The 15810-nt window shown below is 69.1% G+C and carries 16 protein-coding genes; 7 read left to right on the forward strand and 9 right to left on the reverse strand.

Going from position 1 to position 15810, the window contains the following annotated elements; all coding sequences use genetic code 11:
- The first annotated feature begins 15 nt into the window (after positions 1–15).
- From sigM to trxA, 4 genes are all read left to right on the forward strand, one after another.
- Positions 16–741 carry an RNA polymerase sigma factor SigM gene (gene sigM, locus B079_RS0120030; RefSeq protein ID WP_018547618.1) on the forward strand — a complete coding sequence of 242 codons (726 nt, stop codon included), beginning with the start codon at positions 16–18 and terminating at the stop codon, positions 739–741.
- A complete protein-coding gene (locus tag B079_RS0120035) occupies positions 738–1613 on the forward strand; it encodes an anti-sigma factor family protein (RefSeq protein ID WP_018547619.1) in 876 nt (291 codons plus the stop codon). The genes sigM and B079_RS0120035 overlap by 4 nt, the downstream gene beginning before the upstream one ends.
- A 182-nt stretch (positions 1614–1795) precedes the next feature.
- Positions 1796–2767, forward strand: coding sequence for a thioredoxin-disulfide reductase (gene trxB / locus B079_RS0120040; protein ID WP_018547620.1), 972 nt, complete (start codon positions 1796–1798; stop codon positions 2765–2767).
- A 42-nt stretch (positions 2768–2809) separates the two neighbouring features.
- Positions 2810–3142: a thioredoxin gene (trxA, locus tag B079_RS0120045; RefSeq protein WP_018547621.1), complete on the forward strand. Its 333-nt coding sequence runs from the start codon at positions 2810–2812 to the stop codon at positions 3140–3142.
- Between the two features lie 60 nt (positions 3143–3202).
- Here the strand turns inward: trxA and B079_RS0120050 are convergent, their stop codons facing one another.
- From B079_RS0120050 to rpmH, 9 genes are all read right to left on the reverse strand, one after another.
- Positions 3203–3820, reverse strand: coding sequence for a GNAT family N-acetyltransferase (locus B079_RS0120050; protein ID WP_018547622.1), 618 nt, complete (start codon positions 3818–3820; stop codon positions 3203–3205).
- 227 nt (positions 3821–4047) lie between these two features.
- Entirely contained in the window at positions 4048–5151 is a 1104-nt protein-coding gene (locus B079_RS0120055) for a ParB/RepB/Spo0J family partition protein (RefSeq protein WP_026248875.1), read from the reverse strand.
- The gene (locus B079_RS0120060) at positions 5148–6221 is read right to left on the reverse strand and encodes a ParA family protein (protein ID WP_078496016.1); all 1074 of its coding nucleotides are present in this window, start codon (positions 6219–6221) and stop codon (positions 5148–5150) included. The genes B079_RS0120055 and B079_RS0120060 overlap by 4 nt, the downstream gene beginning before the upstream one ends.
- Before the next feature lie 315 nt (positions 6222–6536).
- Positions 6537–7253: a 16S rRNA (guanine(527)-N(7))-methyltransferase RsmG gene (rsmG, locus tag B079_RS0120065; RefSeq protein ID WP_026248876.1), complete on the reverse strand. Its 717-nt coding sequence runs from the start codon at positions 7251–7253 to the stop codon at positions 6537–6539.
- A 123-nt stretch (positions 7254–7376) separates the two neighbouring features.
- Positions 7377–7892, reverse strand: a complete 516-nt coding sequence (locus B079_RS0120070; protein WP_018547626.1) for a protein jag — start codon at positions 7890–7892, stop codon at positions 7377–7379.
- Between the two features lie 15 nt (positions 7893–7907).
- Positions 7908–9185 (reverse strand): membrane protein insertase YidC, encoded by a 1278-nt coding sequence (yidC, locus tag B079_RS0120075; protein ID WP_018547627.1) that lies wholly within the window; start codon positions 9183–9185, stop codon positions 7908–7910.
- A gap of 3 nt (positions 9186–9188) precedes the next feature.
- The gene (yidD, locus tag B079_RS34090; RefSeq protein ID WP_078496017.1) at positions 9189–9551 is read right to left on the reverse strand and encodes a membrane protein insertion efficiency factor YidD; all 363 of its coding nucleotides are present in this window, start codon (positions 9549–9551) and stop codon (positions 9189–9191) included.
- The gene (gene rnpA, locus B079_RS34095; protein WP_078496018.1) at positions 9548–9919 is read right to left on the reverse strand and encodes a ribonuclease P protein component; all 372 of its coding nucleotides are present in this window, start codon (positions 9917–9919) and stop codon (positions 9548–9550) included. The genes yidD and rnpA overlap by 4 nt, the downstream gene beginning before the upstream one ends.
- A gap of 21 nt (positions 9920–9940) precedes the next feature.
- Positions 9941–10078 carry a 50S ribosomal protein L34 gene (gene rpmH, locus B079_RS0120080; protein WP_018547628.1) on the reverse strand — a complete coding sequence of 46 codons (138 nt, stop codon included), beginning with the start codon at positions 10076–10078 and terminating at the stop codon, positions 9941–9943.
- 396 nt (positions 10079–10474) lie between these two features.
- On the opposite strand from rpmH, the gene dnaA reads away from it, so the two are divergent.
- From dnaA to gnd, 3 genes are all read left to right on the forward strand, one after another.
- Positions 10475–12385 carry a chromosomal replication initiator protein DnaA gene (gene dnaA, locus B079_RS0120085; protein ID WP_086022398.1) on the forward strand — a complete coding sequence of 637 codons (1911 nt, stop codon included), beginning with the start codon at positions 10475–10477 and terminating at the stop codon, positions 12383–12385.
- Between the two features lie 1095 nt (positions 12386–13480).
- Positions 13481–14611: a DNA polymerase III subunit beta gene (gene dnaN / locus B079_RS0120090; protein ID WP_018547630.1), complete on the forward strand. Its 1131-nt coding sequence runs from the start codon at positions 13481–13483 to the stop codon at positions 14609–14611.
- A gap of 268 nt (positions 14612–14879) precedes the next feature.
- Positions 14880–15755, forward strand: coding sequence for a phosphogluconate dehydrogenase (NAD(+)-dependent, decarboxylating) (gene gnd / locus B079_RS0120095; protein WP_018547631.1), 876 nt, complete (start codon positions 14880–14882; stop codon positions 15753–15755).
- Positions 15756–15810: the final 55 nt, after the last annotated feature.

Below are 15810 nucleotides of genomic sequence, written 5' to 3' on the forward strand. Positions count from 1 at the left end.
AGCCGGAGGGGGCAGATGGCGCAGGGCGCCGGATACGAGGAAGTGGGCGACCAGGACCTGATCGCCCGGCACGTGGACGGCGACCCCGATGCCTTCGGTGAACTCGTCCGGAGGCATCGGGACCGGCTCTGGGCCGTCGCCCTGCGGACGCTGGGGGACCGGGAGGAGGCCGCCGACGCGGTCCAGGACGCCCTGGTCTCGGCCTACCGGGCCGCGCACACCTTCCGGGGGCAGTCGGCCGTCACGACCTGGCTGCACCGCATCACGGTGAACGCCTGCCTGGACCGCGCCCGCAAGACCGCCTCGCGGAAGACGGCCCCCGTGGACGACACCGAGCGGCTGGAACAGCTGCTGGAGCCGCACGAGTCCGCCTCTGCCCCGGCCGAGCGGAACGACCTGCACCGGCAGCTCATCCAAGCGCTCGGAACGCTCCCGAAGGACCAGCGCGCCGCACTGGTCCTGGTGGACATGCAGGGCTATCCGGTGGCCGAGGCCGCACGCATCCTCGACGTGCCCACCGGGACGGTGAAGAGCCGCTGCGCCCGGGGCCGCGCCAGACTTCTTCCGCTGCTCACCCATCTGCGTCCCGATGCCCCGGGCGAGGGGAAAGAACCCGCGCCAGGACGGAACCGGGTGCACGGGGCATCCGTCCCACCTGCGACAGATTCTCCGGGGGACGGCTCACAGGACACAGGACCGAGCGATTCGGCCGTCGTGAAGGGCGGAGGTGGACGGGCATGACGTCCTCGACAGACACGGCCGGGCATCCGGACGTCACCGAGCTCGCCGACCTCACCGAGGGCATCCTGCCGCCGACCCGCAGCACGGACCTCCGTCGGCATCTGGAGAGCTGCGAGCTGTGTGCCGATGTCCAGGCGTCCCTGGAGGAGATCCGGGCGCTGCTGGGCAGCGTGCCGGAGCCTTCTCCGATGCCACAGGACGTGGCGGACCGTATCGACGCCGCCCTGGCCGTCGAAGCGGGAGGCTCGCAGCATGTTTCACGTGAAACCGAGAAGCTGGTTTCACGTGAAACATCGGTGCCGGACCGTCCCGCCGGGCGTTCGTCCGCCGCGACCGGCCCCGGCCGCAAGGAGCGTGGCCGCAGCCGCCGCAGGACCGTCGCGCTCGGCGCCGTCCTCACCGCCGCCGTGGTGGGAGCCGGTTCGCTGCTTCTTCAGTCACTCGGCAGCGACTCCCCCGACACCACGGCCCGCACCAAGCCCGCTCCGGCCGTCACCACGTTCTCCGGGGCCAGTGTGCAGAGCCAGGTGAAAGGTCTCCTCACCACGCAGAAGGGGCTTCAGCGGGGCACCCAGCGGCCTCGCGAGGAGAGCGCGGCGGTTTCCCCGAGCGGGCCGACCCAGAGCGCGAACACCCTGATCCAGACCGCCGTCCCCGTGCCCTACTGCGTCCGGCAAGCGGTGGACTCACGCAACGATGTCCTCGCCGCCAAGACGGGTACCTACGCCGGGAAGAAGGCCTATCTGGTCGTGCTCCCCGACACCGCGGACAGCACGCGCGTCCTGGCCTACGTCGTGGATGCCTCCTGCATCGTGCACCGGCCCGCCTCCTCCGGCGACGTGCTGCTGAAGCAGTCCCTCGCACGCAACTGAGCCGCGACGGGCGTCATTCGCTCCCCTGCGGTCATCCGGAGAGTAGCTGCCATCCCGTGCCGCCTCCGTGTGCCCAGACAACGGGGGAATGCGCGGCCCTTAGGATCGGTTGGGTGGGGTGAGAGCCCCGAAAGGGACTTTCACCGGTCGACTGACACAGACCAGAGACGAGGAATCAAGCCGTGAGCGACGTCCGTAACGTGATCATCATCGGCTCCGGGCCCGCAGGCTACACGGCGGCGCTCTACACCGCGCGCGCGTCCCTGAAGCCTCTGGTGTTCGAAGGCGCCGTCACCGCCGGTGGCGCGCTGATGAACACCACCGAGGTGGAGAACTACCCGGGCTTCCCCAGCGGCATCATGGGCCCCGACCTGATGGACAACATGCGGGCGCAGGCCGAGCGGTTCGGCGCCGAGCTGATCCCGGACGACATCGTGTCCGTCGACCTGACCGGTGAGATCAAGACCGTCACCGACACCTCGGGCACCGTCCACCGCGCGAAGGCGGTCATCGTCGCCACCGGCTCCCAGCACCGCAAGCTCGCGCTGCCCAACGAGGACGCGCTCTCCGGCCGTGGCGTCTCCTGGTGTGCCACCTGTGACGGCTTCTTCTTCCGGGACCAGGACATCGCCGTGATTGGCGGCGGCGACACCGCGATGGAGGAGGCCACCTTCCTCTCGCGGTTCGCCAAGTCCGTGACGATCGTCCACCGCCGTGACACCCTGCGCGCCTCCAAGGCGATGCAGGAGCGCGCCTTCAACGACCCGAAGATCAAGTTCGCCTGGGACAGCGAGGTCGTGGAGATCCTCGGCGAGCAGAAGCTCACCGGCCTCAAGCTCCGCAACCTCAAGACGGGCGAGATCTCGGAGCTGCCCGTGACGGGTCTGTTCATCGCCATCGGCCACGACCCGCGTACCGAGCTGTTCAAGGGCCAGCTGGACCTGGACGCCGAGGGCTATCTGAAGGTCGCCGCTCCCTCCACCCGGACCAACGTGCCCGGCGTCTTCGCCGCGGGCGACGTGGTCGACCACACCTACCGTCAGGCGATCACCGCGGCCGGCACCGGCTGTGCCTCCGCGCTCGACGCCGAGCGCTACCTGGCCGCGCTGCTCGACACCGACCAGGCCGAGCCCGAGAAGACCGCGGCCGTCTGACCGCCCCGCCCCCACCGTAAGAACAGAAATAAGGAGCCCGCTGTGGCCGGCAACCTGAAGAGCGTGACCGACGACAACTTCGAGCAGGACGTGCTCAAGAGCGACAAGCCCGTCCTGGTGGACTTCTGGGCCGAGTGGTGCGGCCCGTGCCGCCAGATCGCTCCGTCCCTCGAGGCCATCGCCGCCGAGTACGGCGACAAGATCGAGGTCGTCAAGCTCAACATCGACCAGAACCCGAACACGGCCGCCAAGTACGGCGTCATGTCCATCCCGACCCTGAACGTCTACCAGGGTGGCGATGTCGTCAAGACGATCGTCGGTGCCAAGCCGAAGGCCATGCTCGTGCGCGACCTCGAAGAGTTCATCGCCGAGTGACGTTTCACGTGAAACACGAAGGGGCCGACCCTGATGAGGGCCGGCCCCTTCGGCATTCCGCTACAGCGGCCGGAGCGCGGGTTCCTTCTGTACGGCCCCCAGCAGCCGGTCGATGGCCATCTCCACGTCTTCCTTCCAGGACAGTGTCGAGCGCAGCTCCAGCCGCAGCCGAGGGTGCTGCGGGTGCTGCCGTACCGTCTTGAAGCCGACCGCGAGGAGATGGTCCACGGGGAGCAGGCAGGCCGGTTCCTTCCAGCGGGTGTCACCGAACGCCTCGATCGCCTTGAAGCCGCGCCTCAGCAGATCCTTGGCGACCGCCTGGACCAGCGTCCGGCCCAGCCCCTGCCCCTGATAGCCGGGCAGCACGAACGCGGTGATGAGCTGTACGGCGTCCGGCGAGACCGGGCTGGTGGGGAACGCCGCCGAGCGCGGCACATAGGCGGGCGGTGCGTAGAGCACGAAGCCCACCGGCACATCGTCCACGTAGACCGTTCGACCGCACGAGCCCCAGTCGAGGAGAACGGCGGAGATCCAGGACTCCTTCTCCCGGGCGGCCGTGCCCGCCTTCACCGCGGCCTCTCCGCTCACGGGGTCCAGCTCCCAGAACACGCAGGAGCGACAGCGCTGGGGAAGATCCTTGAGGTTGTCCAGCGTGAGCGGTACGAGCCGACGCCCCATGAAGGCTGTTCCTCGCTTCCTACGGACGTGCATCGCGAGCGGCTGTCAGAGCGCTCCGTCTCCCGAGCAGCCCATCGGCGAATCCACCGACCGCTGCGCCCTACCCGTTCGCATCGTATCCACGATGCGATTCCCTCGATACCGGCTCAAAGCAAAGAGCGGACCGTGTTCCGGTACACACCGGACACGATCCGCTCCAGCAGCGCAGTCGGTCGGACCGCCGCGGGTCAGGCGTCCTGGCCCTCGTCGTCGCCGTCCTCGTCCTGGAGTCCCGTGGACAGCAGGGGCCCCTCGCCCGGGGCGAGCGTGCCGAGGATCCGCTCCAGGTCCTCGACCGAGGCGAACTCGACGGTGATCTTCCCCTTCTTCTGCCCGAGGTCCACCTTCACCCGGGTCTCGAAGCGGTCCGACAGCCGGGTGGCCAGATCACTCAGCGCGGGGGACACCAGGGCCCCGGCACGCGGCCCCTTGGAGCGCGCGGCCTTCTGCGGCCGCGAGCCCATCAGGGTCACGATCTCTTCCACCGCACGCACCGACAGCCCCTCGGCCACGATCCGGTGCGCCAGCCGGTCCTGCTCCTCGGAGTCCTCGACGGACAGCAGCGCCCGGGCGTGACCGGCCGAGAGCACCCCGGCCGCCACCCGCTTCTGCACGGTCGGCGACAGACGCAGCAGACGGAGCGTGTTGGAGATCTGCGGGCGGGAGCGCCCGATCCGGTCGGCCAGCTGGTCATGGGTGCAGTTGAAGTCCTTGAGCAGCTGATCGTAGGCGTGCGCCTCTTCGATCGGGTTGAGCTGCGCACGGTGCAGGTTCTCCAGCAGGGCGTCCAGGAGGAGCTTCTCGTCCTCCGTGGCGCGGACGATCGCCGGGATCGCCTCCAGGCCCGCCTTGCGGCTGGCCCGCCAGCGGCGCTCGCCCATGATCAGCTCATAGCGGTCCGCGCCCAGCTCGCGCACGACGACGGGCTGGAGGAGGCCGACCTCCTGAATGGAGGTCACCAGCTCGCGCAGCGCGTCCTCGTCGAAGATCTCACGGGGCTGGCGCGGGTTGGGCGTGATGGAGTCGAGCGGGATCTCCGCGAAGTAGGCGCCCATGGGCGGCGCGGGCAGCTCCGCCACCGGGCTCGCCGGAGAGTCCTCCTGCTCCTGGGCCGGTGCCGGGACGGTGGGCGCCTCGGCGCCGGTTCCCCGACCGGCCGTCAGCAACGGCGCGGCTGCGGATGATGCGGACGTCCCGCTGCCCAGCGCGCTGGACGCCAGGGTCTTCTCGGTCGGGGCAGCGGGGATCAGTGCGGCGAGACCGCGACCCAGCCCCCTCCGTCGTTCGTTCACTGCGTCCCCTCCACCATGTTCCGGTCGTTCTGGGTGCCGACGTGGGCGTGGGTCGGGTCGTAGCCGACTCCCGCACCCCTCAGCGCGATTTCCCGGGCCGCCTCGAGGTAGGAGAGCGCCCCGCTCGACCCTGGATCGTAGGTCAGTACCGTCTGCCCATAGCTGGGAGCCTCGGAGATACGGACCGAGCGCGGGATGCTCGTCCGCAGCACCTCGTCACCGAAGTGGGTGCGGACCTCTTCCGCGACCTGAGAGGCGAGACGCGTCCGGCCGTCGTACATCGTCAGCAGGATGGTCGACACATGCAGCGTCGGGTTGAGGTGACCCCGCACCAGATCGACGTTGCGCAGCAGCTGGCCCAGGCCCTCCAGCGCGTAGTACTCGCACTGGATGGGGATGAGGACTTCCTGGCCGGCGACGAGCGCATTGACCGTCAGCAGGCCGAGCGACGGCGGGCAGTCGATGAGGATGTAGTCCAACGGCTGTTCGTACGCCTGGATCGCCCGCTGGAGTCGGCTCTCCCGCGCCACCAGGGACACCAACTCGATCTCGGCACCGGCGAGATCGATGGTGGCCGGGGCGCAGAACAGACCCTCGACGTCCGGAACGGGCTGGACGACCTCGGAGAGCGGCCTGCTCTCCACCAAGACGTCGTAGATGGACGGCACTTCCGCGTGGTGGTCGATCCCCAGTGCTGTGGACGCGTTGCCCTGCGGGTCGAGGTCGACCACCAGGACCCGGCCACCATGCAGTGCCAGGGAAGCGGCAAGGTTGACGGTGGTCGTCGTCTTGCCCACGCCTCCCTTCTGGTTGGCCACCACGATGACGCGGGTCTGCTCGGGCCTCGGCAGGCCCTCTACAGCGCGGCTGATGGCCTCCGCAGCTAGTTGGGCAGCGCGACCGATGGGAGTGTCGTCCATCGGGGGCGGTGTTTCACGTGAAACATCTGCCCCCATCGACTCGGTTCGGGGACCGGGGACCGGATCGGTCATCGGTCCCGCGATATTGGCGTCGGACCGCACGGATTCACTCTCCTCGACTTCAGGCTCGCAATGAACAGAGCCTCCCATGCCTTCGGTACCGCGAACCAGTGAGCCCTGGCCTTCTGTGGAGAAATCCACCTCTGTGGACACCTGCGGCACCGCTCCGGGTGAACCGAGCGGCTTCCGGTCCCGGGGTTCGGCCGCAGCATGACTCCGGCCGATGATGCCGTGCAGCAGTGAGCGACGTTTCACGTGAAACACGATGCTCCGCCACGGCGACCGGGTCCTCGCGACACTCCGACCCACCCGGCTTTGGCAGCTTGTGTGGAGCAGCCCGAACACGACAGATGGGGTGTGCCCCGGGACCGAACCCGGGGCACACCCCATCCACCACATCCTGGCTCAGCGGCGCCTGCGCGCCCGGCCCGTCCGTGCCGCCTTGGCCCGCTTGGCCGCGAACCGTACGCCGCCCGGGCTCTCGCCGACCTCCACCCGCACGACGGTGGACAGCGGGTCCACTACGCCCTCGCCCACGTGGAGGACCGAGGTGGAGACCGCACCGAGCTTGGCGAGCGCGGTGGACGCCGCCTTCAGCTCCTCCTCGGCGGTGTCCCCCTTCAGCGCCAGCATCTCGCCGTACGGCCGCAGCAGCGGGATGCCCCAGGCGGCCAGGCGGTCCAGCGGGGCCACGGCACGCGCCGTCACCACATGCACCGGCGGCACCTTGCCCAGCATCTCCTCGGCTCGTCCGCGCACCACGGTCACATGGTCGAGGCCCAGCAGCTCCACGACCTCGGTGAGGAAGGTGGTGCGCCGCAGCAGCGGCTCAAGGAGAGTGATGTTGAGATCGTCCCGCACCAGGGCCAGCGGGATGCCCGGCAGACCCGCGCCCGAGCCGACGTCGCAGACCGTCACCCCCTCGGGAACGGCCTCGGAGAGCACCGCGCAGTTCAGCAAATGGCGCTCCCACAGCCGGGGCACTTCCCGGGGACCGATCAGACCGCGCTGTACACCTGCCTCGGCCAGCAGCTCCGCATAGCGCACCGCGTCGTCGAAGCGATCACCAAATACTTCCCGCGCCTGTTCGGGCGCGGGGGGAAGCTCCGCTGCCTCCGTCACGGGGACCGTCCTTCCGTACAGCGCCGGCGCATCCCGCACCGGCCACCAGAACTACAGGCTGACAAAGTTCGGCCCCGTCTGCGCCTCAGACGCAACAGACGGGGCCGGTGGAACAGGGGCCGATCAGGCGGGCAGTACGACGACGAACCGCTGCGGTTCCTCGCCCTCCGACTCGCTGCGCAGTCCCGCACCCTTGATCGCGTCGTGCACGACCTTGCGCTCGAAGGGGGTCATCGGCTTGAGCTTGACGGGCTCGCCCGAGCTCTTGACCTCGGCAGCCGCCTTGGCGCCCAGCTCGGCCAGCTCGGCGCGCTTCTTGGCCCGGTAGCCCGCGATGTCGAGCATCAGCCGGCTGCGGTCACCGGTCTCCCGGTGCACGGCCAGGCGCGTCAGCTCCTGCAGCGCCTCCAGCACCTCGCCGTCCCGGCCGACCAGCTTCTGGAGGTCGCGGCCACCGGCGTCGCTGATGATCGAAACGGAGGCACGGTCGGCCTCGACGTCCATGTCGATGTCGCCGTCGAGGTCGGCGATGTCGAGCAGACCCTCCAGGTAGTCCGCGGCGATCTCACCCTCCTGCTCCAGGCGGGTCAGGGTGTCTGCACCCTCGGCAGCGGCGGAGGTAGTGGTGCCTTCCGTCACGGGATGAGCTCCTTCTTACTTCTTGGACGGGGACTTGGGCCGCTGCTGGCCACCCTTGCTCTGCCCGGACTGGGCCTTGCTGCGGGTGCCGGAACCGGACTTCTGGGGCTGCTTGGCAGCGGCGGGCTTGGCGTCCTGAGGCTCGTCGGACTCGGACTTCTCCAGCGAGGTGGTCGCGGTGGCGCCGTCCGGCTGCTTGGTGCCGGACTGGTGACGCTGGGCCTTGCTCTGCCGCTTAGGCTGCTGGCGCCGGGCGGGGGCGGTGGCCGCCGTACCGTCCTCGGTCTGGGCCACGGCCTGGGCCTCGCTCTTGATCACGGAGCCATCGGCCTGAGCGGCCAGACCAGCCTTGCTCAGCGCGTTGATGAACTTCCGCTCGGCCTCGTTGCGGTCGCGGCCCTTGGCGACGATCGCCTTGACGATCGTGCGCTCGCTGCGGCGGCGGATCTTGCCGTGGTGCGTGACGTGCTTGGTCAGACGCTCCAGGTACGCGGCCTGAGCCTTGGAGCCCGGGTTCGGATTGTTGCGGATGACGTACATCTGCTGGCCCATGGTCCACACGTTGGTGGTCAGCCAGTAGACGAGGACACCGACCGGGAAGTTGATGCCAAAGACGGCGAACATGATCGGGAAGACGTACATCAGCATCTTCTGCTGCTGCATGAACGGCGTCTTGACCGTGGTGTCGACGTTCTTGGTCATCAGCTGGCGCTGCGTGTAGAACTGCGACGCCGACATCAGGACGATCATGATCGCGGTGATGACCCGCACATCGGTGACCGAGGCGTGCATCGCCGCGATGGTGTCGGCGCTGTCCTTGAACTTCGCCGCGAGCGGGGCACCGAAGATGTGCGCCTTACGGGCGCTCTCCAGCAGCGACGTGTTGATGACGCCGATGGTCTTGCCCGACGCGATGCCGTTGAGCACGTGGTAGAGGGCAAAGAAGAAGGGAGACTGCGCCAGGATGGGAAGGCACGAGGAGAGCGGGTTGGTACCCGACTCCTTGTACAGCTTCATCATCTCTTCGGACTGACGCTGCTTGTCGTTCTTGTAGCGCTCCTGGATCTTCTTCATCTCAGGCTGGAGCGTCTGCATCGCGCGCGTCGCCTTGATCTGCTTCACGAAGAGCGGGATCAGGCAGATGCGGATGAGAATCACCAGGGACACGATGGACAGGCCCCAGGCCCAGCCCGTGTCAGGACCGAAGATCGCCCCGTACACCGTGTGGAACTGGACGATGACCCAGGAGACGGGTGTCGTGATGAAGCTGAAGAAGCTGGCAATCGTGTCCACTAATCATGCTCCTTGGGCATGGGACGAGGTCTCTGCGGCCGGGCTCGAAGGAGGCTCGGAAAGCTTCGCCTCGGTGGCCGGTTCGGCGGCGGAGGTTCCGCCCCTGCGTGCGCGCCAGGCGCCGCGCAGCATTTCGTGCCACCGCGGACGCTTGCGCGGGGGGACATGGTCCACACCGCCCAGCGACCACGGATTGCACCGGAGGATGCGCCAGGCGGTCAGGGCCGTTCCCTTGATCGCACCATGCCGGTCGATGGCCGTGTAGCCGTAATGAGAGCACGACGGGTAGTACTTGCATACCGGCCCCAGCAGCGGACTGATCGTCCACTGGTACAACTTGATCAGGGCCAGCAGTGGGTACTTCATCGCGCGCCCCCTCCCAGTAGCCGCGCAAGGGCGGCATCCAGGTCTCGGGCCAGCTGTGCGTGTTCCACGTCGCCCGATCCGGGCAGCGCTCGTACGACTACCAGGCTACCGGGGGGAAACAGGGCAACCCGGTCACGCATCAGGTGACGCAGTCTGCGCTTGACTTTGTTGCGCACGACCGCGCCACCCACAGCCTTGCTCACGACGAAACCCGCACGCGTCGGGGGAGCGCTCTCCCCAGGCGCGTGCGGGTCCGTGGCACCGCTACGAAAGTGGACGACGAGGGTCGGGCGGCCTGCCCGGCGCCCTCGTCGTACCGCGGTCGCGAAGTCCTCGCGCCGCCTCAGCCGGTGGTCGGTGGGCAGCACGACGTCACGACCTGGTCAGGATCAGGCGGACAGGGCGGCGCGACCCTTGCTGCGGCGGTTCGCGAGAATCGCGCGGCCGGCACGGGTGCGCATCCGCAGGCGGAAGCCGTGGGTCTTCGCGCGACGACGGTTGTTCGGCTGGAAGGTGCGCTTGCTCACTCGGGGGCTCCAGAAAGAATCGGTAGGTGGCGGGGTGCCGTCCTGGCTGTCACCGTGCGCCCACGAGTAGCTCGCGTCACGCCCGAGTGCACCGCTTCCCGATCACCTGTAGCGATCTGTGCCCATCGGAGGCAGGCGGCAGCAGCCATCGACAACTCGACCTGGTTACGGTACGCGCGGCTACGCCATCCGGTCAAACCGACGCCCACCGAGGGACACTGTCCACAGGCTGGGGACAACAACTTGAACCCTACCCGCCACGCTGACTACCGTGGCTGGACTCCGATTCGTTCCCTTATCCCCGCCCGAGCGGGAATGCCCGGCCCATCCACCCGATTTTCATCCCGACCCATCCCACAACCACACGTTCGTGGGATCTGCGAGAGAGCGTGCCCTGTGGCTGACGTACCTGCCGATCTTGCCGCAGTGTGGCCACGCGTACTGGAGCAGCTCCTCGGCGAGGGTCCGGGACACCGTGTGGACGCCAAGGACGAGCACTGGCTCCGGCGCTGCCAGCCCCTCGCCCTGGTCGCGGACACCGCCCTGCTCGCCGTGCCGAACGAATTCGCCAAGCGCGCCTTCGAGGACCGCCTCGCCCCTGTCGTCAGCGAGACCCTCAGCCGGGAGTGCGGCCGGCCCATCCGGACCGCGATCACCGTGGACGACTCCGCGAGCAGCCGTCCCGCGCCCGCCGCGCCCAAGCCGCAGCCCCCGCACGAGAGCGCGGAGCGGCCCCGGTACGAGGAGCCGGAGCTGCCCTCCGCGCCGTACGAGGGCTACGGCCGCCACCGCGCCGACGACCAGCAGCTCCCCGACGACGGCCCGGCCTCCCACGCCGAGCGCCCGGCCGCCGACCAGCTGCCCACGGTCCGCCCCGCCTACCCGGCCGAGTACCAGCGCCCGCAGCCGGGCGCCTGGCCGCGCTCCGGACAGGACGACTACGGCTGGCAGCAGCCCCGCCTCGGCTTCCCCGAGCGCGACCCGTACGCCTCGCCGTCCTCGCAGGACTCCTACGGCGGCTCCGGGCGGGACACCTACGGCACGTCGCCCGAGTACCGCGCGGGTCGCGAGCGCCCCGGTTACGAGCAGCGCTCCGACTACGAGACGTCCCGCACCGAGTACGACCAGCGCGACCCGGTCCGCCGCGAGCTGCCCGAGCCTCCGTCAGGCGGCGGCGCGCACCGGCCCGGACCCACGCTGCCCGCCGCCGGAACCGGCCGCGGCGGCTCGTCCGGCACCTCGTCGACGCCGTCGGCGGGCGGGCCCGGTGAGCCGACCGCGCGGCTCAACCCCAAGTACCTCTTCGACACGTTCGTCATCGGCGCCTCCAACCGCTTCGCGCACGCGGCCGCGGTGGCCGTCGCCGAGGCACCGGCCAAGGCCTACAACCCCCTCTTCATCTATGGGGAGTCGGGCCTGGGCAAGACGCACCTGCTGCACGCGATCGGGCACTACGCGCGCAGCCTCTACCCGGGCACGCGCGTGCGCTACGTCAGCTCGGAGGAGTTCACCAACGAGTTCATCAACTCCATCCGCGACGGCAAGGGCGACAGCTTCCGCAAGCGCTACCGCGAGATGGACATCCTGCTCGTGGACGACATCCAGTTCCTCGCGGACAAGGAGTCGACGCAGGAGGAGTTCTTCCACACCTTCAACACGCTGCACAACGCCAACAAGCAGATCGTGCTGTCCTCCGACCGGCCGCCCAAGCAGCTGGTCACGCTGGAGGACCGGCTGCGCAACCGCTTCGAGTGGGGCCTGATCACCGACGTCCAGCCGCCCGAGCTGGAGACCCGCATCGCGATCCTGCGCAAGAAGGCGGTCCAGGAGCAGCTCAACGCCCCGCCGGAGGTACTGGAGTTCATCGCCTCCCGCATCTCGCGGAACATCCGGGAGCTGGAGGGCGCGCTGATCCGGGTGACGGCGTTCGCCTCCCTCAACCGGCAGCCGGTCGACCTCGGGCTCACCGAGATCGTCCTCAAGGACCTGATTCCCGGCGGCGAGGACACCGCGCCCGAGATCACGGCCACGGACATCATGGCGGCCACCGCCGACTACTTCGGGCTGACCGTGGACGACCTGTGCGGCACCTCGCGCGGCCGTGCGCTGGTCACCGCCCGGCAGATCGCCATGTATCTGTGCCGCGAGCTGACCGACCTCTCCCTGCCGAAGATCGGCGCGCAGTTCGGCGGCCGTGACCACACGACGGTCATGCACGCCGACCGCAAGATCCGCGCGCTGATGGCCGAGCGGCGCTCGATCTACAACCAGGTGACCGAGCTGACGAACCGCATCAAGAACGGCTGAGGGCCGACCCCGCCCGCTCGGGCGCGGACCGGCCGCACGAGCGCCCCTGGGGGATTCCCGGGGGCGTTTTCGTGTCCCACGGGCGGCCTTCTTGCTTGTACGGAGGGGACCGAGCCACCGCACGAGCGCCCACGGCCGCGCCCAGGAGGACCGTCCCCGTGATGCCCAGCGCCGCCTCCGCCGCGCCGCCCACAGCCCTGTGGAGCGCCCTCGCGCGAGCCCGGAGCAAGCGATCCGAGGCGTCCGGAGCCGCTTCCGACCCCCGAATCGGCCCCTCGCAGCCCCTCGAGACCCCTCCGGCCCCACCCCGCCCCGACGCCTCACCGTCCCCCGGTGTTCGATTGGCCCCCGGGTTACGGCCTTCCTCCACAGATTCGGCGACTTTTTTCCTTCCACACCCTGGGGACTGGGAAGTTGTCCCAAGCTGTGTCCACAGGGCGGCGAGGGAAGGAGCATCCGTGCAGCTCAGGGGCCTGTGGATTCGTGGACGAAGGTTCTCCACAGGGTGTGGAAAACGCCTCGGCTCCCAGGGTGTGGAAAAGGTTGTCCACCGAGAACCCACAGGCTGGGGGCGGTTTTCCCCAGCGATCGGCCCCTTCTCCACATGGCTGTCCACTGTTCGGCAACCTCATGGCCCGGATCGCCGCATCGAGTGAAAGCCGTCACACGAAGCTGCCGGGTTGGGCTGTGGGAAACGTGGGTAAACCTGGGGACGCAGCTGGGGAGAACTCGGCCCTCCCTGGGGACGGTGTGTGCAGAACTTTCTGTTCTCCACAGAACCCCCGAGTTATCCACGGGCTCCATGCACAGGGTCGGTGGATAAAATTGTGGCTCTGAGCTGGGCAAACGAGGTTATCCACGGTATCCACAGGCCCTACTACTACTCCCAACTAGAGAGAGCCTGGAAACCGTTTTGAAGCGGGGGCTGTGCACAACTCGCCCTCGATGGCCCGACCGCCCCTCGGTCCGACTTGACCCCGACCGGCACCTGATGTCAGCGCGGTACGTCAGACTGGTCCCCGGCGTCCTTCCCCTCGTGATGGGCGGCGACGCCGAGTCGGAGGACTCAGAAGCAACAGCAGGAGGCGGCTTACGGTGAAGATCCGGGTGGAACGCGACGTACTCGCGGAGGCAGTGGCGTGGGCGGCACGCAGCCTCCCGGCCCGTCCGCCGGCGCCTGTCCTCGCCGGCCTGCTGCTCAAGGCCGAGGACGGCCAGCTGAGCCTGTCGAGCTTCGACTACGAGGTCTCCGCCCGGGTCGGTGTCGAGGCCGAGGTCGACGAAGAGGGCACCGTCCTGGTCTCCGGCCGCCTGCTGGCCGACATCTGCCGCGCGCTGCCCAACCGCCCGGTGGAGATCTCCACCGACGGGGTGCGGGCCACCGTGGTCTGCGGCTCCTCCCGCTTCACCCTCCACACGCTGCCCGTGGAGGAGTACCCGGCGCTGCCGCAGATGCCGACCGCCACCGGCACCGTCCCCGGTGAGGTCTTCGCGGCCGCCGCGTCCCAGGTCGCCATCGCCGCCGGGCGTGACGACACGCTGCCCGTCCTCACCGGTGTGCGCATCGAGATCGAGGGCGACACCGTGACCCTCGCCTCCACCGACCGCTACCGCTTCGCCGTCCGCGAGTTCCTGTGGAAGCCGGAGAACCCGGACGCCTCCGCGGTCGCCCTGGTGCCCGCCAAGACGCTGCTGGACACCGCCAAGTCCCTCGGCGCCGGTGACAGCGTCACGCTGGCGCTGTCGGGCTCCGGCGCGGGCGAGGGGCTGATCGGCTTCGAGGGCGCCGGTCGTCGTACGACCACGCGTCTGCTGGAGGGCGACCTGCCGAAGTACCGGACGCTCTTCCCGACCGAGTTCAACTCCGTCGCCGTGATCGAGACAGCGCCGTTCGTCGAGGCCGTCAAGCGTGTGGCGCTGGTGGCCGAGCGGAACACCCCGGTGCGGCTGAGCTTCGAGCAGGGTGTGCTGACGCTCGAGGCGGGGTCCAGCGACGACGCACAGGCTGTGGAGCGGGTCGAGGCGGCGCTGGAGGGTGACGACATCTCGATCGCCTTCAACCCGACGTTCCTGCTGGACGGGTTGAGCGCGATCGACTCGCCGGTGGCTCAGCTGTCGTTCACGACGTCCACCAAGCCCGCGCTGCTGAGTGGGAAGCCCGCCGTGGATGCCGAGGCTGATGGGGCGTACAAGTACCTCATCATGCCGGTGCGGTTGAGCGGCTGACGTTCTCCACAGGTGTGGACAGTGCCGGGTGCCTTCTGTGGGTGCCCGGCACTGTTGCTCGGCGGGGGCGGGAAGCGCTCACCGGCGCTGGCCGGGTGCCGCTGCGCCCACCCGTGCCGCCCCAGCGGCACGACTGCCCGCAGCGGCGCGGCGGGTGGGAACGTTTGAGCGGGTATGCCCACAGCTGTGCAGGTCAAAGCGGGGCTAGGCTCAGGGGTCGGGCACGTCGGTGTCCCCTCTGCCACACAGCGAATTAAGGAACCAACTGATGGAGCTCGGTCTCGTCGGTCTCGGCAAGATGGGCGGCAACATGCGCGAGCGCATCCGCCGCGCCGGTCACACCGTCGTCGGATACGACCGCAACGCCGACATCGCGGATGTCCACAGCCTCGAAGAGCTGGTGGGCAAGCTCAGCGGGCCGCGCGTCGTGTGGGTGATGGTCCCGGCGGGCGAGGCCACCCAGAGCACGGTCGACGAGCTGGCCGAGCTGCTGGAGCCCGGCGACGTCGTCGTGGACGGCGGCAACTCGCGCTGGACGGACGACGAGAAGCACGCGGAGCAGCTGGCCGCCAAGGGCATAGGTTTCGTCGACTGCGGCGTCTCCGGCGGCGTCCACGGCCTGGCGAACGGCTACGCGCTCATGTACGGCGGCGACGCCGAGAACGTGGCCAAGGTGCAGCCGGTCTTCGACGCGCTCAAGCCCGAGGGCGACCTCGGCTCCGTGCACGCGGGCAAGGTCGGCGCGGGCCACTTCGCGAAGATGGTCCACAACGGCATCGAGTACGCCATGATGCAGGCGTACGCCGAGGGCTGGGAGCTGCTGGAGAAGGTCGACTCCGTGGAGAACGTCCGCGAGATCTTCCGTTCCTGGCAGGAGGGCACGGTCATCCGTTCCTGGCTGCTCGACCTCGCGGTCAACGCCCTGGACGACGACGAGCACCTGGACGAGCTGCGCGGCTACGCCCAGGACTCCGGTGAGGGACGCTGGACGGTGGAGGCCGCGATCGACAACGCGGTGCCGCTGCCCGCGATCACCGCCTCGCTGTTCGCGCGGTTCGCGTCCCGCCAGGACGACTCGCCGCAGATGAAGATGATCGCCGCGCTGCGCAACCAGTTCGGCGGCCACGCCGTAGAGAAGAAGTAGTCCGCAGGACACCGGGCGCGGGGACGCGTCCGCGCTCCACACCTTGAGGGAGGTC

The sequence above is a fragment of the Streptomyces sp. LaPpAH-108 genome, from assembly GCF_000373625.1.
Classification (GTDB): domain Bacteria; phylum Actinomycetota; class Actinomycetes; order Streptomycetales; family Streptomycetaceae; genus Streptomyces.